This window comes from Sphingobacterium sp. CZ-2 (assembly GCF_004526235.1).
GTDB lineage: Bacteria > Bacteroidota > Bacteroidia > Sphingobacteriales > Sphingobacteriaceae > Sphingobacterium > Sphingobacterium tenebrionis.
Window position 1 is genome coordinate 408,902 of the sequence record NZ_CP038159.1, and the last position, 20,281, is coordinate 429,182.

General features: G+C 42.6%; 18 protein-coding genes. 9 read left to right on the forward strand and 9 right to left on the reverse strand.

What is annotated here, in order from left to right; all coding sequences use genetic code 11:
* The first annotated feature begins 53 nt into the window (after positions 1-53).
* From E3D81_RS01845 to E3D81_RS01855, 3 genes are all read left to right on the forward strand, one after another.
* Positions 54-1,556, forward strand: coding sequence for an aldehyde dehydrogenase family protein (locus tag E3D81_RS01845; RefSeq protein ID WP_134776205.1), 1,503 nt, complete (start codon positions 54-56; stop codon positions 1,554-1,556).
* 164 nt (positions 1,557-1,720) lie between these two features.
* Complete coding sequence (locus E3D81_RS01850; protein ID WP_134776206.1) at positions 1,721-2,095, forward strand: DUF779 domain-containing protein; 375 nt, start codon at positions 1,721-1,723, stop codon at positions 2,093-2,095.
* A 137-nt stretch (positions 2,096-2,232) separates the two neighbouring features.
* Positions 2,233-3,291, forward strand: coding sequence for an NADH:flavin oxidoreductase/NADH oxidase (locus tag E3D81_RS01855; RefSeq protein ID WP_134776207.1), 1,059 nt, complete (start codon positions 2,233-2,235; stop codon positions 3,289-3,291).
* Here the strand turns inward: E3D81_RS01855 and E3D81_RS01860 are convergent.
* From E3D81_RS01860 to E3D81_RS01870, 3 genes are read right to left on the reverse strand one after another with little or no spacing between them, the layout of a single operon-like run.
* Entirely contained in the window at positions 3,284-3,679 is a 396-nt protein-coding gene (locus E3D81_RS01860) for an acyl-CoA thioesterase (RefSeq protein ID WP_099366536.1), read from the reverse strand. The two genes, E3D81_RS01855 and E3D81_RS01860, sit on opposite strands and share 8 nt — an antisense overlap.
* A gap of 21 nt (positions 3,680-3,700) precedes the next feature.
* Positions 3,701-5,521, reverse strand: a complete 1,821-nt coding sequence (locus tag E3D81_RS01865; RefSeq protein ID WP_134776208.1) for a MutS-related protein — start codon at positions 5,519-5,521, stop codon at positions 3,701-3,703.
* Positions 5,521-6,378 (reverse strand): DUF4886 domain-containing protein, encoded by an 858-nt coding sequence (locus E3D81_RS01870; RefSeq protein WP_134776209.1) that lies wholly within the window; start codon positions 6,376-6,378, stop codon positions 5,521-5,523. The genes E3D81_RS01865 and E3D81_RS01870 overlap by 1 nt, the downstream gene beginning before the upstream one ends.
* 137 nt (positions 6,379-6,515) lie before the next feature.
* Here E3D81_RS01870 and E3D81_RS01875 point away from each other — a divergent pair, with 137 nt between their 5' ends.
* Positions 6,516-7,172, forward strand: coding sequence for a protein-L-isoaspartate(D-aspartate) O-methyltransferase (locus E3D81_RS01875; protein ID WP_099366539.1), 657 nt, complete (start codon positions 6,516-6,518; stop codon positions 7,170-7,172).
* A gap of 31 nt (positions 7,173-7,203) precedes the next feature.
* Here E3D81_RS01875 and priA read toward each other — a convergent pair whose 3' ends face one another.
* Together priA and E3D81_RS01885 are read right to left on the reverse strand one after the other, a co-directional pair.
* Positions 7,204-9,684 carry a primosomal protein N' gene (gene priA, locus E3D81_RS01880; RefSeq protein ID WP_134776210.1) on the reverse strand — a complete coding sequence of 827 codons (2,481 nt, stop codon included), beginning with the start codon at positions 9,682-9,684 and terminating at the stop codon, positions 7,204-7,206.
* A gap of 93 nt (positions 9,685-9,777) precedes the next feature.
* Entirely contained in the window at positions 9,778-10,167 is a 390-nt protein-coding gene (locus E3D81_RS01885) for a DUF423 domain-containing protein (protein WP_099366541.1), read from the reverse strand.
* 132 nt (positions 10,168-10,299) lie between these two features.
* Here E3D81_RS01885 and E3D81_RS01890 point away from each other — a divergent pair, with 132 nt between their 5' ends.
* The 5 genes from E3D81_RS01890 (at position 10,300) to E3D81_RS01910 (ending at position 16,955) form a co-directional block, all read left to right on the forward strand.
* Positions 10,300-12,945: a hypothetical protein gene (locus E3D81_RS01890; RefSeq protein ID WP_134776211.1), complete on the forward strand. Its 2,646-nt coding sequence runs from the start codon at positions 10,300-10,302 to the stop codon at positions 12,943-12,945.
* A gap of 54 nt (positions 12,946-12,999) precedes the next feature.
* Positions 13,000-14,007 (forward strand): DHH family phosphoesterase, encoded by a 1,008-nt coding sequence (locus E3D81_RS01895; protein WP_134776212.1) that lies wholly within the window; start codon positions 13,000-13,002, stop codon positions 14,005-14,007.
* Between the two features lie 27 nt (positions 14,008-14,034).
* On the forward strand, positions 14,035-15,012 hold the full coding sequence (locus tag E3D81_RS01900) for an FKBP-type peptidyl-prolyl cis-trans isomerase (protein ID WP_099366544.1): 978 nt from the start codon (positions 14,035-14,037) through the stop codon (positions 15,010-15,012).
* Positions 15,013-15,134: 122 nt separating this feature from the next.
* The gene (locus E3D81_RS01905; RefSeq protein WP_134776213.1) at positions 15,135-15,929 is read left to right on the forward strand and encodes a TatD family hydrolase; all 795 of its coding nucleotides are present in this window, start codon (positions 15,135-15,137) and stop codon (positions 15,927-15,929) included.
* A gap of 3 nt (positions 15,930-15,932) precedes the next feature.
* Entirely contained in the window at positions 15,933-16,955 is a 1,023-nt protein-coding gene (locus E3D81_RS01910; RefSeq protein WP_134776214.1) for an asparaginase, read from the forward strand.
* Here E3D81_RS01910 and E3D81_RS01915 read toward each other — a convergent pair.
* From E3D81_RS01915 to E3D81_RS01930, 4 genes are read right to left on the reverse strand one after another with little or no spacing between them, the layout of a single operon-like run.
* On the reverse strand, positions 16,942-18,243 hold the full coding sequence (locus E3D81_RS01915) for a bifunctional folylpolyglutamate synthase/dihydrofolate synthase (protein WP_134776215.1): 1,302 nt from the start codon (positions 18,241-18,243) through the stop codon (positions 16,942-16,944). The two genes, E3D81_RS01910 and E3D81_RS01915, sit on opposite strands and share 14 nt — an antisense overlap.
* Positions 18,244-18,255: 12 nt before the next feature.
* On the reverse strand, positions 18,256-19,077 hold the full coding sequence (locus E3D81_RS01920; protein ID WP_134776216.1) for an energy transducer TonB: 822 nt from the start codon (positions 19,075-19,077) through the stop codon (positions 18,256-18,258).
* Between the two features lie 59 nt (positions 19,078-19,136).
* Positions 19,137-19,544, reverse strand: coding sequence for an ExbD/TolR family protein (locus E3D81_RS01925; protein WP_099366549.1), 408 nt, complete (start codon positions 19,542-19,544; stop codon positions 19,137-19,139).
* Positions 19,545-19,587: 43 nt separating this feature from the next.
* The gene (locus E3D81_RS01930) at positions 19,588-20,280 is read right to left on the reverse strand and encodes a MotA/TolQ/ExbB proton channel family protein (RefSeq protein WP_134776217.1); all 693 of its coding nucleotides are present in this window, start codon (positions 20,278-20,280) and stop codon (positions 19,588-19,590) included.
* Between the last annotated feature and the right edge of the window lies 1 nt (position 20,281).

A 20,281-nucleotide genomic window follows, 5' to 3' on the forward strand; every position in this document is an offset into this window, starting at 1 on the left:
ATTTGTAAACTGGGTATATCCATTTATAAACACATTGTATAAAATTTAAATTTATGGCAGAAATAGCAAGACCATCGTTCAAGGAACGTTATGATAATTACATTAATGGAGCATTTGTTGCCCCAACCCAAGGGAAATATTTTGACAACATCTCTCCTATCGACGGGAAAGTATTCACGCAGGTGGCACATTCTACAAAAGAGGATATTGATAAAGCGGTAGAAGCTGCTGCAAAAGCATTTGAAACCTGGGGCAAGACTTCGGCCACTGAGCGTAGCAATATCCTGATCAAGATTGCCGACCGCATCGAACAGAACTTGGAAATGATCGCTGCAGCAGAGACTATTGATAATGGTAAAGCAGTAAGGGAGACCTTGAATGCCGATATTCCATTGGCTATTGATCATTTCCGCTATTTTGCGAGTGTGATCCGTGCGGAAGAAGGTTCCTTGACCGAACTGGACAGCAATACGGTTTCTTTGATCGTCAATGAACCGATTGGGGTCGTTGCCCAGATCATTCCATGGAACTTTCCGATATTGATGGCCGTATGGAAACTGGCTCCCGCATTGGCAGCAGGTTGTACGGTTGTCCTTAAACCCGCTGAAAGTACTCCTACATCTATCTTAGTATTAATGGAACTGATTGGAGACCTGATCCCTGCTGGTGTCGTGAACATCGTGAATGGATTCGGTTCGGAATTAGGTCGCCATTTGGTTACCCATCCAAAAGTGAACAAGGCCGCGTTTACCGGTTCTACCGCTACAGGTCGGATGGTAATGCAATATGCTACGGAAAACATCATTCCGGTAACCTTGGAGCTGGGTGGTAAATCGCCGAATGTTTTCTTTAGTTCGGTAATGGATGAGGATGATTCATTCTTGGATAAAGCGATCGAAGGAGCGGTATTATTTGCCCTGAACCAAGGGGAAATCTGTACCTGTCCGTCGCGTTTATTGATCCAGGAAGATATCTATGATAAATTTATTGAACGCGTGATCGACCGTGTAAACCAGATCAAGGTGGGTAATCCATTGGATCCAACGGTGATGATGGGTGCCCAAGCATCCAAGATCCAGAAAGATAAGATCATGTCCTATATCAATCTTGGAAAAGAGGAAGGTGCGGAAGTATTAACAGGTGGAGATGCCAACCAGGTTGGTGATGGCTTGGAAGAGGGATACTACATCAAACCGACCTTGTTTAAAGGACATAACAAAATGCGTATTTTCCAGGAGGAGATCTTTGGTCCGGTGTTGGCTGTGACAACTTTTAAGGATGAAGCGGAAGCGATTGCGATTGCCAACGATACGATCTATGGATTGGGAGCGGGTGTGTGGACCCGTGATGCGCATCAATTGTACCAAGTACCGAGAGCTATACAAGCTGGTCGTGTATGGGTGAACCAATACCACTCCTACCCTGCAGGAGCTCCTTTTGGAGGGTATAAGCAGTCGGGTATTGGTCGCGAAAACCACAAAATGATGTTGGCTCACTATCGTCAAGCTAAGAATATGCTAATCTCCTATAGCAAAGAAAAGCTTGGATTTTTCTAATAGTAGTAAATAGTTAAATGTGTGATTAGGGGTTATGGAATTAACCCCTATTTTTTTAGCTGGTAAATGGTTTAGGAGGAGAAGAATAGGGGATAATTGATTATATTAAGGGTGGAAATATTATTATTTGGTTATTGATTGGGGATTAATTAAGAAAGGATTTTATGGTTTCAAGAATAGATGTTACGGAAGAGGCAAAGGCGGTGATCAAGGAGTTGGTGGAAAAGCATGGTCCCTTGATGTTTTATCAAGCAGGTGGATGTTGTGAAGGAACGCAGCCACAGTGTTTTGATAAGGGAGGGTTTTATCCAAGGATGAATGATGCGATGATAGGGTTAGTGGAAGGCTTTGAGTTCTGGGTGGATAGGGATTTGTTTGAGTATTGGAAGTTTTCGCATTTTACGTTGGATGTGTTGGATGGTTTTGGACCTGGTGGGTTTTCTTTGGAGAGTCCATTGGGCAAGACGTTTAAGATACATTATCGGTTGTTTACGGAGGAGGAGTTGAAGGAATTACCGGAAGTGGAAAGAAATGGGTGATGGCGTCATTGCGAGGATCTTTCCGCGTCATTGCGAGGAACGAAGCAATCTTTATTCTAATCGAAAGATTGCTTCGTCGTACCTCCTCGCAATGACGGGGAAATCCAAATAAAACTCTTAATTTTAAAACAAAAAACATGTTATTCACTTCCCTTCCTCTCAAAAACCTCACCCTATCCAACCGCATCGTTGTTTCCCCTATGTGTCAATACTCCGCGGAGAACGGCTATGCCAACCACTGGCATCTTACCCATCTCGGTCAATTTGCCATTGGGCGTGCTGGAGCGGTGATCCAAGAAGCAACGGCCATATCCCCTGAAGGAAGGATTTCCTATGGCGATTTAGGCATTTGGGAGGATGAACAAATAACCATGTACAAAAACATCACCCAATTCATCAAATCCCAAGGGTCCATCCCTGGAATCCAATTGGCACACGCCGGACGAAAAGCCAGCACCGATAAACCATGGATCAGCCGAAAACAATTCCTTCCGAATGAAACACATGGCTGGCAAACCTTGGCACCATCCGCCATCCCCTACCATGAAAAGGAACATCCACCAAAAGCACTTAGCCTGGAAGAAATCAAAAGTTTAATACAAGACTTCCGGAAAGCGGCAAAAAGAGCTGTAACTGCTGGATACCAGATCATCGAAATCCATGCAGCGCATGGCTACCTGATTCACCAGTTCCTTTCTCCATTGGTCAATAAAAGAACAGATATCTACGGCGGCGCTTTTGAAAATAGGATCCGGTTTCTTCTGGAAATCGTTCAAGAAATTCAACAGGAGCTTCAGGAAAACCATTCCCTTTGGGTTCGGATTTCAGCGACAGACTGGGCGGAAAATGGCTGGGATCTGGAACAGAGCATTGCCTTATGCAAAGAATTGAAAAACTTAGGGGTGGAAGTAATCGATGTATCCTCTGGCGGGGCAGTTCGTGAACAACAGATCGATGTGCATGCAGGCTATCAAGTTCCCTTTGCCGAAAAAATAAAGGCAGAAACCGGGATGTTGTCCGGTACGGTAGGATTGATCACATCAGCCACACAAGCAGAAGAAATTTTGGATAAGCAGCAGGCTGATTTTGTGTTGATCGGGCGGGCTTTCCTAAAAGACCCACACCTGGTTTATTCCTGGGCGGAAGAATTGAAAGAGCCCATTACCTGGGCTCCACAATATGCTAGGGCTAAATAATCCCTTCTAGAACAGGGATAGGTTTTTTATCATCGTCCAGAGCGACGAAGGTAAACCTTCCTTGGATAGCCAGTTCGCGGCCATCCTTATACATGCTTTCCAGAAAAATCTCTACAGCGATTTTCAGACTGGTACGGCCTACACTTTCTACCCTGGCGATGGCTTCCACAATACTTCCAGAAGGAATAGCCTTGTGGAAATCGATCTTATCGGTGGAGACGGTTACTAATTGCTTTCTACAGAAGCGGGTGCCGCACATAAAGGAAACCTCATCCATCATGGCCATGGCTTTACCGCCAAATAGGGTGTCATGATGGTTGGTGAGGAAAGGAAACACCGTCATGGTAATTCGTGTTTCACTTTGGTCAATACGTTCTTGAATAGTCATTTTCTTAATAAAGCCGCAAAGTTAAGCAACTTTTTCGCTTTCAACGACTACTCCGATCCCCTTTAATAGCAAAGAAGCATTGAAGATGGTACATGGACCATGCTTTAATTTATAATCAAAAAGCATTTCGGAACCCTGTACCTGAATATCAAAATGATAATTCTTAATTCTTTCTGGATATTGCTCCGCCAGTTCTGCGAGTTGAAGGTCATGGGTAGCCAACATCCCTCTTCCGTCCAAACCGATCAATTTTTTGATGATGGCTTTAGAACCTAGGTACTTATCTACCGAGTTTGTTCCTCTCAACATTTCATCAATCAGGAAAAAACTGGATTTATCCTGCTCTACCTGATCCAAGATAAATTTCATCCGGTCCAGTTCCGCCTTAAAGGTTGACGTACTTTCATTGAGGGAATCCTTGATCCGCATATAGGTCAATAAATGGTAAATTGGCAAGCGAAACAGTTTTGCATTGACTACTGCACCGGCATAAGCCAATACGGCATTGATACCCACTGTTCTTAAAAAGGTACTCTTACCCGCCATATTAGACCCTGTAATTAACGCGATATCGTGGTTCTGAGCATTATAATCATTGGCAACAGCTCTTTCTTTGATAATCAACGGATGATTCAATTCCTCCGCTTTGATCTTATCGAACCGGACATGATCTAGTATTTCCGGTTGCACCCAATCTGGGTTGTTCTTAGAAAGAATAGCTAAAGAAACCAATGCTTCATAAGCCGATATGGCTTCAAATCCCTGCAAGATGGAATCCTGGTACTGCTCTTTCCACTTATTGATAGCCATTACCTGTTTAAAATCCCATAGGAACAACATGTTAAGAATTGCCCCTACAAACATATTATTTCGGGCATCCAACTTATCGATCAACTTACCGAGTTCAGCGATGATGGTCGATAGCTTTTTTTCTGAGCCTTTTACCTTGATCTGCTGTTGGATTTCCAGGTTGAGCGTTGATGTATATTTTTTATCTTCTATTAATTTAATGGCATCGGCCAAGCCCAATAGGGAAGCACCCAGTTTATCGATCTTATTGGAAAATTGGGAAATCTTCCCGGCCTGAGAAAGTGTCCACAAAAGATGGACAACAGCCAAGATCAACAGATAAGGAACGATATTATAGTAAAATTGGGAAAAGGCCAATCCAAAGAAGAAAATATTAGGACTTGCTTCCACATAGAATGCTAACCATTTATTCCCAAAATTCAGTTTTTTATCATTAAAAAAGCTGGCGATATATGCTCTCAAGTTAACTTTTGAGCCCAGATTGAACATCATTTTGGTCTGAAAGGTCTGCAGATGCGCCGGATCTTCACGCAATTCGTTAACCGCCTGCTGTCTCGCCAAGATTTCTTCCTTGGTGGCTGCATGGGAGAACCAATCCTTCAATACGTTTACCCCATCCTTACTGGAACAGCGGTTAACCATAGCGAAGAGTGAATTGGCTCCGAAAACATCCAGATCAGAAGCATAAGGATGGGCTCCATCGTTAAACTCTTCTCCATGCTCATACATATTGCCCTTGCGGTTCATGATATTCAGTTCGTTCTCATTGATCCGAAGGAAAATCCTTGCCTCCTGTAGCTTTCGTTCAATCTTGCTCTGCCGAAAGACCAAAAACAGAAAGATAACGACGACCAGAATGATGGTCCCCATCACCAAAATAATATTATTTGTATCGAATAGTTTGAACAGAATGATTCCTCCTAGAATCATAACCCCTAATCTGAGGAAGGAATTTTTATTGATCTTGGATTCTAACGCTTTGATATTGGTTGTGGCAGAGGCAACATTTTCCTCGTAATATGCTACACTCATTATTTCTTAACCTTTGTGATTTTAAATGGTTTTTTAACCGCTTTCCAAGCCGACTCCTTTGCAATCTTGGCTTGGATATCGGTTATTTTTTCCGGTTTATATTTATTTTTTCTTGGATCGAGATTGAACAATTTAGCATACCAGGTTGCTGCTGCCGTGAACCTTCCATAGTCCAAGTTCAGGTGGTAGCCATCTCTTGTCATGTGATCGCCGATAGAGCTTGTTCTTGCATTTTGAATAGCAGTACCAGCCGGTACCACAAACTCATAATCTCCTGTCTTGGCGATCTGGCTAGTCACATTCATGATGCTATCGTACATCACCAATTGTTGTCCTTCATAATTTTTGAACCCTTCGTGCTTGGAATCCTGTTGGTAAGCCCAAGTCTGGTGATAGACCATCTTGGAATCTGGATTCATATGGGCAAAAACATAGGTCCAAAGATCGGGCAGACCCCGCATGACCACATTATATTTTCCTGAAAGTGGACTTGCCTGCTGCAAACTAATATAGTCCCAATTATCATCTGCTAGGGCTTCTTCAATACTGACTTTGTCTGTTGTTTTTTTAATGCCATCCTCCCCTACTTTACGATAGCTATAGGCTTTTAGGTTATTATGGGCATTTTTCAGATGCAGTTCTATCGGTGCTCCACCTATATATAGATTTCCGATCACCATTTTCTTCCCGGCAGCCTTTGCTAAATCATAAAGGTAGTTTTCGATGCCATCTTCGGAAAAACTATTCCCGATAGCCAATACTTTCATCACGTCATCGTCTTTTGGAGAGATCTGTTGCGCGAATAGAAAAGGTAACTGAAATGAAATGAATAGGATAAATACAAAAAGCTTTTTCATTTGATCATGATTTTAATAAAAATACAAAAAATAAGCTTATGAATAGGTTTAAACCTAAAAAATCCTCAGTTAATTGAGCATGAATGTTTTGCAATTAATCTTAGAAATATGGTAAAATAAGGGTAATTTTGGGGGATATGGCGTATAAGTTTGTTGACAATTACCGGGAACAGGGAGCGAGGAAACAGTTGGTTCGACATCTCGAAAAAAGGGGTATCGAAGACAAAAAAGTCCTTGCTGCCATTGGAAAAGTGCCAAGGCATTTCTTTTTCGATGAAACTTTCTGGAATCAAGCTTATCGGGACATCGCCTTCCCCATTGGCGATGGACAGACCATATCCCAACCCTATACCGTAGCTTACCAGAGCCAACTGCTACATATCAACAAAGGCGATAAAGTATTGGAAATCGGGACCGGATCAGGCTATCAGACCTGTATCCTAATGGAGTTGGGTGCAGAGGTTTTTACGATTGAAAGACAGGAAAACCTCTACAACAGAACCATTCAAGTATTGCCCTATATGGGTTATAAACCTCATTTTTTCTTGGGAGACGGCTCGATGGGCAAACCAGAACATGCGCCCTACGACCGCATCATCGTAACAGCAGGAGCTCCTTTCGTACCGGAAAAAATGTTGAAACAACTCAAGCTCGGCGGCTTGATGGTCATCCCGGTGGGAGATGAAAAAGCACAAAAGATGGTGACTATCCTACGTGTGGGTGAGAATGATTTTGAACGTATTGAATTGGATACCTTCCGATTTGTTCCCTTGGTGGGTGATCAAGCCTGGTAATTTTGAAATATACAGCTTCGAATAGATTTAATTAATACGGATCCACATCAATCTGTATCCTAACCCCTTTATTCTTTTTATCCAGGTCAAAGTGCAGGATAGACTGTTTGATCAGATCTTTGACCTTACTGATGGAAATGTCCTTTCTTTCGATCTTCAGGGTAATGGTCTGGATAAAATTATTCCTCACTCTGGAAACCAATGGTGGTTCAGGACCCAGTACCCTGGCTCCCAATTGCTGTCTTAGTAAAGAAGCCAAGCGAATGGCTGAATCATTGACCAGATCCTGGTCTTTATGCTTCACATCCAATTTGATCAACCGATAAAAAGGAGGATACTGGTAATTCTTTCTTTCGGTTACTTCGGTCATGAACATGCCTTCATAATCATGTTGTTGGACCTGCTCGAGAATTCGATGGTTCGGTGTATAGGTCTGGATGATGACCTGACCAGGATTCTGCCTTCTCCCCGCCCTTCCTGATACTTGAGAAAATAGAGAGAATGCCCGTTCATAGGCCCTGAAATCAGGGAAGTTGACCATCCCATCGGCATTGATGACACCGATGAGGCTCACATTCCCAAAATCAAGTCCCTTGGTGACCATCTGTGTTCCGATCAGCACATCAAATTCCTGGTTATCGAAAGCGGATATCACGCGGTCGAACCCATGTTTTCCTTTGGTGGAATCGAGGTCCAGCCTACCGATCCGCAGATCAGGTAATAACAGCTCCAATTCCTCTTCCACCCTTTCTGTCCCAAAACCTTTGCTCTGCATGTGGGGTAAACCACAAGCCGGACAGGTCTGGGGCATTTCTTCCGAGAAGCCACAATAATGGCAATGTAGGAGATTGCTGGTTTTATGGTAGGTCAAACTGACATCACAGTTGACACATTTGGCCACATAACCACAGGTTCCACATTGCAGAAAGGGGGTATGGCCCCTCCTATTCTGAAACAGGATGACCTGTTCCTTATTGGCGATGGTGGTTTGAATAGCTTTCAATAATGTTCCGCTGAAGTAGGAAAACATCTCTTCCTTCCTTCCCGCTTCAGCGATATCGACGATTTGGATTTCCGGTAATTTGGCTTCGCCAAATCTCTGCAGGAGTTCCACTAAACCATACTTTCCCGCTTTGGCGTTGTAATAACTTTCTACGGAAGGTGTAGCCGAACCAAGTAATACTTTAGCCTGATGTTGGTGGCCTAAATAGATGGCGGTATCCCGCGCATGGTACCTTGGTGCCGGATCATATTGTTTATAGGAATTTTCATGTTCCTCATCCACAATGATCAATCCCAGATCGAAAAAGGGAAGAAAAACGGATGACCTTGCTCCGATGACCACTTGGAAATCGCCCTTCCTAACCCGATGCCACACCTCTGCACGCTCATTATCGTTGAACCGAGAATGATATACACCGAGCTTATCGCCAAAATGCAGTTTAAGGCGTTCGGTAATCTGAGCGGTCAATGCGATTTCTGGCAGTAGATATAAAGCTGATTTTCCTGTTGCCAGGCATTCCTCAATGAGGCGGATATAGAGTTGGGTTTTACCCGAGGCGGTAACCCCATGAAGCAACACGACATCTTTGGATTCAAAATTGAATTTGATCTGATCGAATGCTGTTTGCTGGGCTTCATTAAAAGTAAAATCCGGGGATAATAGGACATCTGTTCCTTCGAAACGACTCACCACTTTTTCCTTCACATCGAATACGCCTTTATCGATCAAGGCAGTTATGGCACTTGCGGAAGCACCCGATGCTTCCATGACATCCTGCCTACTGATATCTGTTTTTGTTTTTTGCAATTGCATAAAGGCAAGGACCGCATCCTGTTGTTTAGGCGCTTTATTTAGGGAGTCCAATAGTTCTCTCTTCCCATCCGCATCATTAAAGATAGATGCCAATCGTAAGAAAGCTTTGGTCTTTGCTTTATATTTTTCCTTGATCTCCTCCGAGATCAGGATGTAACCTTTTTCAAAAAGGCTTCTCAATAAAGGGAATACGGTTTTCTGCCCCAGGATTTTTATGACATCATTGACGGTCAGTTCTCCGGCAAGGTCCAATGCTTCCAGGATCATGTATCCTTTATCGGAAATCTGGCTTCGATCTAAAGTAGGATCATCTGCTGCCATGATCTTGGTCTCGGAGGCCATTTTCAATGCGGCAGGCAGTGCAGCCTGCATGACATCCCCCGGAAAACACATGTAATATTCCGAAATCCAGTTCCATAGGGCAATCTGATTAGGGAAGATGATGGGATCATCGTCTACCACATCCAGGATATACTTTGCCTCATATTGCAGCGGAGCCTCTTCGCTTAAAGCCACGATGATAGCCGAATAGATTTTGTTCTTTCCAAATTGCACGATCACCCTGCAACCTACTTTTACCTTGTCGTTGAGTTCCAGGGGAACCCGATAGGTATAGTTTTTGGCGATGGCCAGTGGCAAGATCACTTCAACAAATAAAGTCTTTCGATTTGAGGCTAATAATTCCGCTTGAGACATATAACAAAAATAGGGAATATTAGCCTCATTTTAGCATAAAAAAAAGCTGCAGACCAAGGCCTGCAGCTTCCATCAATTTAATTTTTAATATGCTTATGCTCTATTCTTCATAGCTGCGACAAATAAGGCGATCCATCCGACCATGAAGCATACGCCTCCCAATGGTGTGATGGGGCCAATAACTGATATATTCTCTATCCCTAACAGGTTTCTGGTACTCAAAAGGTAAAGCGAACCGGAAAACAAGAAGATACCCAAGGTAAACATGATATAAGAAACCTTAATGGATTGACTTTTTGCCCTGGAAAAAGTGGATAAGAATAACAATGCCAATGTATGGTAAAAATGATATTGATTGGCTGTTCCCCATGTCTCTAACTGTTTCTCTGAAATTTTGCCTTCCAGGCCGTGAGCTCCAAAAGCGCCCAAGATCACTGCAAGCAAGCCAAAAAATGAGGCAGTTAGAATTATTTGCTTGTTCATATATGCCGTTAAAATAATTGTTGGTTATTTTTTCGTTTATAAATGTATAAAATAACTTCCTAAAAAACTCGTCTAATTTTGCAATTTTGTATATATTCAACATAAACTAATACCTCGGAAGGCTTTTCGAACATGAGAAATACAATAATTGTTTCTGTTCTTCTATTCATCGCTGTCATTGTAGCTTCGGTTTTCTACTTTGGTGGATTGGACTCAGAAAAAAAAGAAGCGGTAAAACCTATCGCATTTTTACCCAGTGACACTTACCTGGTCGCTTCCTTCGTGAACGACGAGACCACGGATAACATCTTTAAGGATTTTGAAATATTCCAGGCTATTCTTGGCAAGCAGGACCTGGAACAGCTGAACCTCCTCAAACAACAACTTTTAAGGAATAAAAATCTATCCGCTTATCTGGGTGGTTCAGATATTTTTATATCCTTACATCCGGGGAAGGATCAGACGGAAATGCTCTATAGCATTCCGGTTGTTGAAGAACCTGAAAAAGAAGCGATGGATCAATTGCTGGGTCAATTAAGCTCCCAGTTTAAATTCGGTAAATCCGATAGTTTGGGCCATACGATCTATAGTTTTCAACAGATATTGAAGGACTCTACCCAAAGTAAAATCTCCGATTCGAGTTTTTACGTGAGTTATCAGTCCAATATTTTCTTTGCCAGCTATAACAAAGAGCTGTTGTTGAAAGTACTCGACAAAAAGCAGGAAAAGCTTAAGGAGTCTCAAATAACCTATTTCAATGAACTCAGCAACCGTAATTCACCTTTTACGGTGTATGTTCCACAACAAAATCTTCCTGCCTTTTTTGCTGTTTTTAAGCGGAATAAGGCCGGCGATTTTCTACGTCAGTTCATCCAATTAAAAGGACAGACAGTTTGGAACATCAATTATAAACAGGATGCTTTGATGCTTTCGGGCGAGAGTGAACTGGAAGATAAGGACAGTCAGTATATCGCCTTGTTTGCCAACCAACGGAAAACAGTGCAACGCTTGTACAATTATTTCCCATCAAACACGATGATGTTTGTGGAATATTCCTTTTCCGATGCGAATAGCTGGTTTACCGACTTGGCTAAATGGCAACAGGGTCAGGATGGAGCCAAACAGTTAACTGATCAGGAAGTGGAAATCGCGAAGGATAGACCGAACCTGCTGGCTGATTTTAAATCGGTTATTGCTGGGGATTTTGCCGTTGTAGAACAGAGTAATTCGGATTATTTAGGTTTTATTGCCATCAAAGACAGCAGTAAATTGGAACAAATCTTACCGGAACTCGCCGAAACAGTTGGCGATAGCATCTATAGGTTCAGACATGCCCATATGCCCTATCGCTGTTTCGGCGAAGGTTTAAAGGCCTTTTCGAGACCCTATTTTGTTCGTGTAAACAATCTTATCGTCCTAGCAAACCAACAATCCACGTTACAGGAGTATCTACGTACCTGGAAGCGTAAAGATCTATTGATCGGTGGAATTGGCTTTAAGAACTATGAGCAGATCCAAGGAAATGAGGCCAATGTCACCTTTTTCCTGAACACCAAAAATGCCAGCAACTTTTTGATCAATAACTTGAGCAATACCTACAGTAAGAACTTTAGGAATAAGGAAGATTATGGGTATCAGGAATTCTATTCCTGGTCGTTACAGTTGTCGGGCAATGCCGGTAATTTTATCAGCCGCCTTTATGGTATCTATAAAAGTAAGAACCGACTGGGGGTAAATGCAGATTGGACCTACAGCATGGGTAGCCGACTAATATCGGGGCCTTATGTTTTTGAACATTCGGATACCTCGCAGTTTATCCTGGCACAAGAGCAGGATCATACGGTTCATGCCATTCATCCTAGTGGAAATAAACTGTGGTCTACCGTATTTTCAGGTCGAATTGTTGGGAAGACCATCCAGTTGGAGGACCGCTCGCTCGTTCTGGTTACCGACCGAAGGAGACTCTATCGATTTGATCCTCATGGTAAAATGATGTCCGGCTTTTCCAGCAGTGTTTCTGCTGAGCCAAGCTTTCAACCTACTTATGTGGATTGGGGAAATCAGAAAATGCTGATCATTCCGGGTAAGAACAAGTTGATGGCCTATGACCTGGAAGGAGGTGCTGTAGTAGGATGGGATAATGTGACGGTGGAAGGCAGTTTAATGGGGCCTGCACAGTTTGTGGACAACCAGGTGGTTGTGGCTACAAGTTACGGTAGGGTTTATTTCTTTGATATGGGTGGAAATAAAACCCAAGAGATCGATGTCCCTGGGGATGTTAATTTTATTTCTAACCTGGGCATTGTACAACGGGAAAATGGCTATGTTTACTATGCCGCCGATGAGGACGGTAAAGTCTATGAAATGAATAAACAGGGCGAGAGCAAGGTGGTATATGAAGGAAAATGGGACGCAAAATACCATGCCGAATTTGAGAATATTGCAGGTACTTCTGCTCCAGAAATGATCGTTTTGGATGGTTCTGTGCTGCAAATACTGGAATTGGGGAATACGGTTAAACCGCTCTTTGACCATACCTTTACCAAGAAGATTGAAAACAAACCTTATTATTTCCCTGCGGGATCTGGTTTGCTGAAGATGGGTATAGCGCCACAAGGCACCAACCTGATCTATTTATTTACAGAGAACGGTGGAATAGCAGATGGCTATCCTGTAGAGGCCCAGCCCCTATTCTATGATGGAAAAATCAATTACAATTCGGGGAATTATCTGATTTGCACCCGTCGGGATTGGAAACTTTATGCATTTAGGCATTAAGGTTTTTTTTCATTGCCGATTTTTTTTCATTAGGTTTGCAATCACAAAATTCGTATGTTGACAGGAGAAGAATATTTAGTAGAACTATCCAGACCTAAAAAGATCATCATCACTACCCATCATAAACCTGATGGAGATGCCCTTGGCTCTTCCTTAGGCTTGTACTATTGGTTGAAGAAGAAAGGCCATGATGTGCACATCGTGCTATCATCGGATTTTCCAACCTTTTTGGATTGGATGCCTGGCCGTGAGGAATTGATCTTCTATACGGAAGATACAGCCTATGCACAATCTTTGTTCGATACGGCAGAAATCATCTTTTGTTTGGATTATAGCGCATTATCTCGTACCAACATCTTGGAACCCGTTATCAGGGAAGCGAAAGGCCAGAAATGGATGATCGACCACCATCTGGATCCAGAGGATTTTGCTGCTGTTTGCTATTGGGATTCCAATGCAGCAGCAACCGCTCAATTAGTATATAAATTTATCGTGGAGGAATTTCAGGATAAAGCACATATTGATGAGCAAATAGCCACCTGTTTGTATACAGGGATTATGACAGATACCGGTTCTTTCCGATTTAAATCGACCACTTCGGAAGTACACCTGATCATTGCAGGTTTATTGGAAGCTGGCGCTAGAAACTGGGAGATCCACGAACAGATCTATAACAGCAGTACAGAGAACAGGCTTAAGTTTTTAGGCTATGCCTTATTGAACTGTTTGGAGGTGATTCCGGAATATCATACAGCCTTATTCTCCTTGAGCAAGGATGATCTGGCAAAGTTCAATGTAACGACGGGCGATACGGAAGGATTGGTGAACTATGCCCTTTCGATCAAAGGCATTCGTTTGGCTGGATTATTTGTAGATAGAACTGAATTAATTAAATTATCTTTGCGTTCCATTGGAGAAATCCCATGTAATGCAATCTGTAAGAAGCATTTCAATGGCGGTGGCCATTTGAATGCTGCCGGCGGAAATTCTACAGAGGAATTAGGTGAAGTGGTAAGCAGATTCAAATCTATCTTGCCGGAGTATAAAGAATATTTAACATAGCATATTTTAAGAGTTATAAATAGAAAAATGAAAAAATCGATTGTAGTTTTAACGGCACTAGCAGGACTATTCTTTGCATCGTGTCAGAATTTTAAAAAAGGTGAAGGTGGCCTTGAATATAAGTATATCAAGGATGGCGGCGCTGAAAAAGCTGTAGGTGGTGATATCCTAGCGTTGGATATGATCGTTGAAACAGACCGTGACTCCCTTTTAGGAAGTACTTATGATTTAGGTATGTCCCAAATTGCACCTATCTACCCAGATTCATTGATGCAAGGTGGATACCCAGGTGATAACAATACCATGTTAAAAATGTTGGGTGAAGGCGATAGCGCCGTATTCAGATTGAACTTGGATACCATGGCAGCTAGAACTGGTCAACCAAAACCAGATATCGCTGATAAATACATCCAATTCACAGTAAAAGTTAAAAAACACTTCAAGAAAGGTAATTTAACTGACTCTGCTCTATTCGAACAAGTGAACAAATTCTACCTAGCTGAAACAGAAAACCTGAAAAAAGCAGAACAAGGTAAAATCACTAGCTACGTGGAGAAAAACAAATTGACACCTAAGAAAACAGCATCAGGATTACAATATGTTATCAAAGCAGAAGGTTCTGGCAACAGCCCTGTTGTAGGTGATACCGTAGTATTGAACTATACTGGTAGCTTGACTACTGGAAAAATGTTCGATACGAACAATCCAGAGACTGCGAAAAAAGAGAAAATCCACCAACCAATGAGACCTTACGAGCCATTGCGCGTACGTATCGGTCATACACCGGTTATTCCAGGATGGACTGAAGGTCTTCAATTATTGAAAAAAGGATCTAAAGCTACTTTCATCATTCCTTCATCTTTAGGATACGGTGAGCGTGCTCAAGGAAACATGATTCCAGCATATGCACCATTGGTATTTGATGTGGATGTATTGGAAATTATCCCAGGTCCAAAAGAAGAACCAACACCAGCACAGCCTACTATTCCGGTTCCAACACCATAATGTTATTGGCCTCTAGGTTAAAATATTGAAATATTAATAATGAATCGCAGTTATTTTTGAAATAACTGCGATTTTTTATTCTATAGGGGCACATTCAATAACAAAATATTAACTTTGGCTCCATGGAAGAAATAAGCAGTCCTCGCAAATATTCGCTAACAGATACGCATACCCATATCTATTACAGTACGGAACCCGACAAGTTGAAGCAACAAATGCAACGTTGTCTTGATCAGGGGGTAGATCGCTTATTCCTTCCGAATGTGGATCTCGAATCCATTCCCATGGTCTACCAGACCGTCGGCGAATATCCATCTCATTGCTTTCCGATGTTGGGCTTGCATCCCTGCAGTGTTAAGGAAGATTATGCACAGGTATTAGATCGGATTGAACAGGAGATCCAGGCTAGAAAGATCTATGCTATTGGCGAAATAGGCATCGACCTTTATTGGGAGCAGGACAGCCTTGCATGGCAACAAGCGGCTTTCCGGAAACAGATCAATTGGGCGAAGGATATGGGCCTACCGATCAGCATACATTGTAGGGAGGCTTTTGATGAAGTGTTTGAGATCCTGAAAGAGGAACAGGATGGTCGTTTGTTTGGGATTTTCCATTGCTTTACGGGAAATCTAAACCAAGCTAAGTTGGCCATCGACCTGAATTTCATGTTGGGAATCGGTGGTGTGGTCACCTTTAAAAAGGCTGGATTGGACGCCGTGGTAAAGGAGATCGACCTGAAGCATATCGTCCTTGAAACGGACGCCCCCTACTTGGCACCGGTTCCATTCCGTGGCAAAGAGAACGAAAGCAGCTACTTGGTACATGTTGCCCAAAAAGTAGCGGATATCCATGAAATATCGTTGGAGAAATTAGCTGAAATAACAACCAATAATTCTAAAAAAGTATTTAACATCTAGTCCATGTATAACATTTTTATCATTTATACAGGTGGAACCATCGGTATGGTTAAGGACCCTGAAACAGGAACATTTATTCCATTTGACTTTGAGTTGATCGAAAAAAACCTTCCGGATTTAAGTCGTTTGAACTATAAGCTGACGGTGCATTCCTTCGACCCTATCATCGACTCCTCTAACATGAGACCGAGTATATGGTTGGAGATGGCCAAGATCATCCGTGATAATTATGAGCATTACGATGGTTTTGTGATCCTGCATGGATCGGATACCATGGCCTATTCGGCATCGATGTTGAGTTTCCTGTTGGAAGGTCTTCAGAAACCGGTAGTCTTCTCCGGCTCTCAATTACCTATCGGAGAAATCCGTACGGATGCTCGGGAGAACTTGATGACGGCTTTGGAAATTGCATCGGCCAAAAAGGATGGTCGTGCGATCATTCAGGAAGTATGTATTCTTTTTGATAATAAACTATTCCGTGGAAATAGGTCCTTCAAATACAATTCGGATAAATTTGAGGCATTCCGTTCGCCAAACTACCCAGTATTGGCCGAAGCAGGGATTCATATTCGATACAATGAGGAAGTACTATTGAATAATGAAGGCAAGGAATTCATTTGCCACTACCATATCGATACCCGCGTAGGCGTGCTGAAACTCTTCCCTGGTATCAGCAAAGAAACCATTGAAGCGGTATTAAACTCGGACGTTCGGAGTATTGTGATGGAGACATTTGGATCCGGCAATACCATGACCGACGAATGGTTCTTGAACCTACTGGCTGATGCCGTAAAATCGGGAAAGAATATTCTGGATATATCCCAATGTAAGGTAGGTTCAGTGGAACTAGGCCGTTACGAGACCTCTAATGGATTAAAATGCATTGGTATACTCAATGGCTACGACATGACATTTGAGACCGCTGTAACCAAGCTTATGTACCTTCAGGGTGAGATTGCATCCCAAGAGGAAGTAGCGCATTGGATACAAGAGCCTTTACGTGGAGAGTTGACTAAAAACGATTAGTCAACAACTCCGCTACGACGAAGGTACTCCCGCCTACAAAGATCAAGTCATTTTCCTGGTATTGTAGTTGGGCAGCATCAAATGCTTGTTCAATGCTTTCGTAATGATTTCCTTTCAGATCAAATCCTGATGCCAATTGCTTTAGCTGATCCGCAGGCATTGCCCGAGGCATATCGGGCGCTGCAAAATAATATTGTGCATCTTTAGGCAACAGGGGCAGAATATGGCTCAAGTCCTTATCCTTCATCGCGCCAAAGATAATATGTAGTTTTTGGAAGTTTAGGGTTTGAAGGTTCTTCAGTACTTCTTTTATCCCATCTTCATTATGACCGGTATCACAGATCACCCAAGGAGCTGTTTGCAAGGTCTGCCATCTTCCACGGAGTCCGGTGCTTTCCTGCACATGGCTTAGGCCATAAGCAACTTTCTCATCTGGCAAGACATAGCCTAATTCCTTCAGCTTTTGGATAGAAGTAAGCACACCCAAGATGTTTTTCTGCTGATAAGTACCTGTCAGGTCGCATAGCCATTGCTGCTTTTCTTGTGTCGCCTTATTCAACACCTCCACCTGCAATCCTTCGGAGGTACGATCTGCGCGAACCAATTCAAGCACATCCGTAGCAAAGGTCAGTTCCGCTTGCATAGCGGCTGCTTTTTCGATAAAAACATGCTGTATATCCGCTTGTTTTTCTGAGATCACTACAGGCGTGTTGGCTTTGATGATTCCTGCTTTTTCTCCAGCTATTTCTTCCAGAGTATCCCCCAGGACGTTCATGTGGTCCATCCCAATGTTACTGATAAGACATAGCTCAGGCGAAATGATATTGGTGCTATCCAAACGCCCGCCCAATCCCACTTCGATCACAGCGATATCCACGTTTTCATTTGCGAAATAGTCAAACGCCAAAGCCACCGTCACCTCAAAAAAGGAAGGTTGGATCTCTTCGATCAATGCTTGGTGATTGTTCACAAAATCAACTACCTGCTGTTGAGGGATCATAGCGCCATCTAAGCGAATCCTTTCCCTAAAATCAACCAGGTGAGGCGAAGTGTATAATCCGGTCTTATAGCCCGATGCAGCAAGCACAGAAGCCAACATATGCGAACTGGAGCCTTTACCATTGGTTCCGGCGATATGTATGGATTTGAATTTTTTATGGGGGTTTCCCAATGCTTCACAAAGTAAAAGTGTTTTATCCACATCGGGATTAATGGCAGAAGCGCCATCACGGGTAAACATAGGTAATCGAGCATAAAGATACTCGATTACCTCTGTAAATGTTTTCATATTCTAGAAAGATTATCTTACTCTAAATCTGAAGGTAATTAATCCGGTTTGGGTATCCGGAGCATTGGCTAAAGAATTCAAACGTGCTCTGCGAACCGCATCCACACATTTCTGCACCAACCTATAGTCAGCGATCGTAGTTCCTTTAGCTTGACGGGCACGAATGATGTTCCCGCTTTTATCAACAGTAAATTCCACCTTGACAATACCGGTCTGTTGGCCATTATCTTCCACGTTTGGACGAACCTCGAATCGACGATTCTCCAAGGAAAGCATGGTGTTTCCAAAACCAGATCCACCTTCACCATAATTCGATGCCAATGGGTCTCCTAATTTGGATCCTTGGTTTCCGGCTGTACTTCCTGTACCATCCCCTACGCCCTGTGCGTTGTTCTTCTTGCCTTTATACAAGGCATTCGGATTGACCGCTGGTGTAGCATTCTTTTTCTCCGCAGTAGCCTGATCCGCATTGGCCTTTACCGGCTTCTCCGATTTAGGCACTACCGGCGCATCTTCCATATCCTGCGTTTGCACCGCTTTGTCGGTTACTTGCTGGGATGGGGTTGGAATAGGTGTGGTATTTGGATCGATCTTATCTGGTCTTACATTATTGGCATTTTCATCCATGGAAGGTTCATCCACACTCATGTAATCATCGCCCATACCTTCCGGGGAAGTACCGTAATTCACGATAATTCCGCCCATCCCGTATTCCGGCAAGTCTTCTGAAAACACAATAAAAAACCCGATGGCCGCCAAGGCGATCATCACCAAAGACGAAATCCCAAACGCCTTTCCAAGGTTATTTTCTTCTTGATATTGATGGTAATACATATCCTAATTCCTAATCAATTCGACTACCTGCCGAAAGAAACGTTTAATTACCCAGGTAATTAGTCTCTTTTAGGCTCCGTAGCCAATACAAGTTTCACTTTTAATTTATTGGCCACATCCATCACCGAAAGGATGTTTTTGATCGGCACTGTTTCATCTGCATATAACATGATGGTCAACTCTTCACCCGTAGCGATATTGGACTGGATATAACTTTCCAGGTTTTCCAAAGGCACGGCTTGTTTATCCACATGGTAGGTCAGGTCACTGGTTACCGAAATGGTCATGGTCTTTTTTGCTACAGATTGCTCTCCAGCAGAAGATTTCGGTAATAGTAGTTTTACAACCTGTGGGTTGGCAACTGCAGAAGCCAAAAGGAAGAACAACATCAAAAAGAACATGATATCGTTCAACGCAGCGGTGTGTACCTCGGCAGCTGGTTTATTTCTTTTATTACGTAGATTCATAGTATGATATGTAAAGCTTATGGAATGATCGCGCTATTAGCTATTATAAGCTAGGCTCATCCAATAGATCAATAAATTCGATAGCATCCGTCTCAATACGTAAAATCAAGCGTTCTACCATCATATTCAAAATATGGTAACCAATGTAAGCTAAGATACCGATGGTTAATCCGGAAGCCGATGCGATCATCTTCACATAAAGACCACCCGATACCGAACCGATATCAATACCACCTGCTACCTCTACATCACGGAAGATCTGGATTACCCCAAAGATCGTTCCTACGAAACCAAGCATCGGCGCAATACCTGCAATGATACCCAAGATATTGATGTTCTTCTCCAAACGGGAAACCTCTAATTTTCCTTGGTTTTCAATCGCTCCTTCAATGTCTTTGATCGGACGTCCAACACGGGTCAATCCCTTTTGCAACATCCTGGATAATGCAGAATTGCTAGAACGACATACCGCCATAGCAGAATCCAATTTTCCGGCAAGGACATTACTTTTAACCTGCGCTAATAATCCACCCTCTGTTTTACCTGCTTTGGAAATGGTGATGTAACGTTCGAAAAAGATGACTAATCCTAAGAAGAATAACAATAGGATTGGGATCATGATCCATCCACCCTTCATCAATAATTGAAGAAGATTAAGATCTTCCTGAACTACTACCGGTAATTCTTGTTGTTGAACTTGATTTAAGGTATCAACTGTTGCTTGTACTAATGACATA

What these genes read in the sequence shown, in the direction of transcription:
- E3D81_RS01845 (WP_134776205.1), top strand. Translation starts at nt 54, where the DNA reads ATGGCAGAAATAGCAAGACCATCGTTCAAGGAACGTTATGATAATTAC.
- E3D81_RS01850 (WP_134776206.1), top strand. Translation starts at nt 1,721, where the DNA reads ATGGTTTCAAGAATAGATGTTACGGAAGAGGCAAAGGCGGTGATCAAG.
- E3D81_RS01855 (WP_134776207.1), top strand. Translation starts at nt 2,233, where the DNA reads ATGTTATTCACTTCCCTTCCTCTCAAAAACCTCACCCTATCCAACCGC.
- E3D81_RS01860 (WP_099366536.1), bottom strand. Translation starts at nt 3,679, where the DNA reads ATGACTATTCAAGAACGTATTGACCAAAGTGAAACACGAATTACCATG.
- E3D81_RS01865 (WP_134776208.1), bottom strand. Translation starts at nt 5,521, where the DNA reads ATGAGTGTAGCATATTACGAGGAAAATGTTGCCTCTGCCACAACCAAT.
- E3D81_RS01870 (WP_134776209.1), bottom strand. Translation starts at nt 6,378, where the DNA reads ATGAAAAAGCTTTTTGTATTTATCCTATTCATTTCATTTCAGTTACCT.
- E3D81_RS01875 (WP_099366539.1), top strand. Translation starts at nt 6,516, where the DNA reads ATGGCGTATAAGTTTGTTGACAATTACCGGGAACAGGGAGCGAGGAAA.
- priA (WP_134776210.1), bottom strand. Translation starts at nt 9,684, where the DNA reads ATGTCTCAAGCGGAATTATTAGCCTCAAATCGAAAGACTTTATTTGTT.
- E3D81_RS01885 (WP_099366541.1), bottom strand. Translation starts at nt 10,167, where the DNA reads ATGAACAAGCAAATAATTCTAACTGCCTCATTTTTTGGCTTGCTTGCA.
- E3D81_RS01890 (WP_134776211.1), top strand. Translation starts at nt 10,300, where the DNA reads ATGAGAAATACAATAATTGTTTCTGTTCTTCTATTCATCGCTGTCATT.
- E3D81_RS01895 (WP_134776212.1), top strand. Translation starts at nt 13,000, where the DNA reads ATGTTGACAGGAGAAGAATATTTAGTAGAACTATCCAGACCTAAAAAG.
- E3D81_RS01900 (WP_099366544.1), top strand. Translation starts at nt 14,035, where the DNA reads ATGAAAAAATCGATTGTAGTTTTAACGGCACTAGCAGGACTATTCTTT.
- E3D81_RS01905 (WP_134776213.1), top strand. Translation starts at nt 15,135, where the DNA reads ATGGAAGAAATAAGCAGTCCTCGCAAATATTCGCTAACAGATACGCAT.
- E3D81_RS01910 (WP_134776214.1), top strand. Translation starts at nt 15,933, where the DNA reads ATGTATAACATTTTTATCATTTATACAGGTGGAACCATCGGTATGGTT.
- E3D81_RS01915 (WP_134776215.1), bottom strand. Translation starts at nt 18,243, where the DNA reads ATGAAAACATTTACAGAGGTAATCGAGTATCTTTATGCTCGATTACCT.
- E3D81_RS01920 (WP_134776216.1), bottom strand. Translation starts at nt 19,077, where the DNA reads ATGTATTACCATCAATATCAAGAAGAAAATAACCTTGGAAAGGCGTTT.
- E3D81_RS01925 (WP_099366549.1), bottom strand. Translation starts at nt 19,544, where the DNA reads ATGAATCTACGTAATAAAAGAAATAAACCAGCTGCCGAGGTACACACC.
- E3D81_RS01930 (WP_134776217.1), bottom strand. Translation starts at nt 20,280, where the DNA reads ATGTCATTAGTACAAGCAACAGTTGATACCTTAAATCAAGTTCAACAA.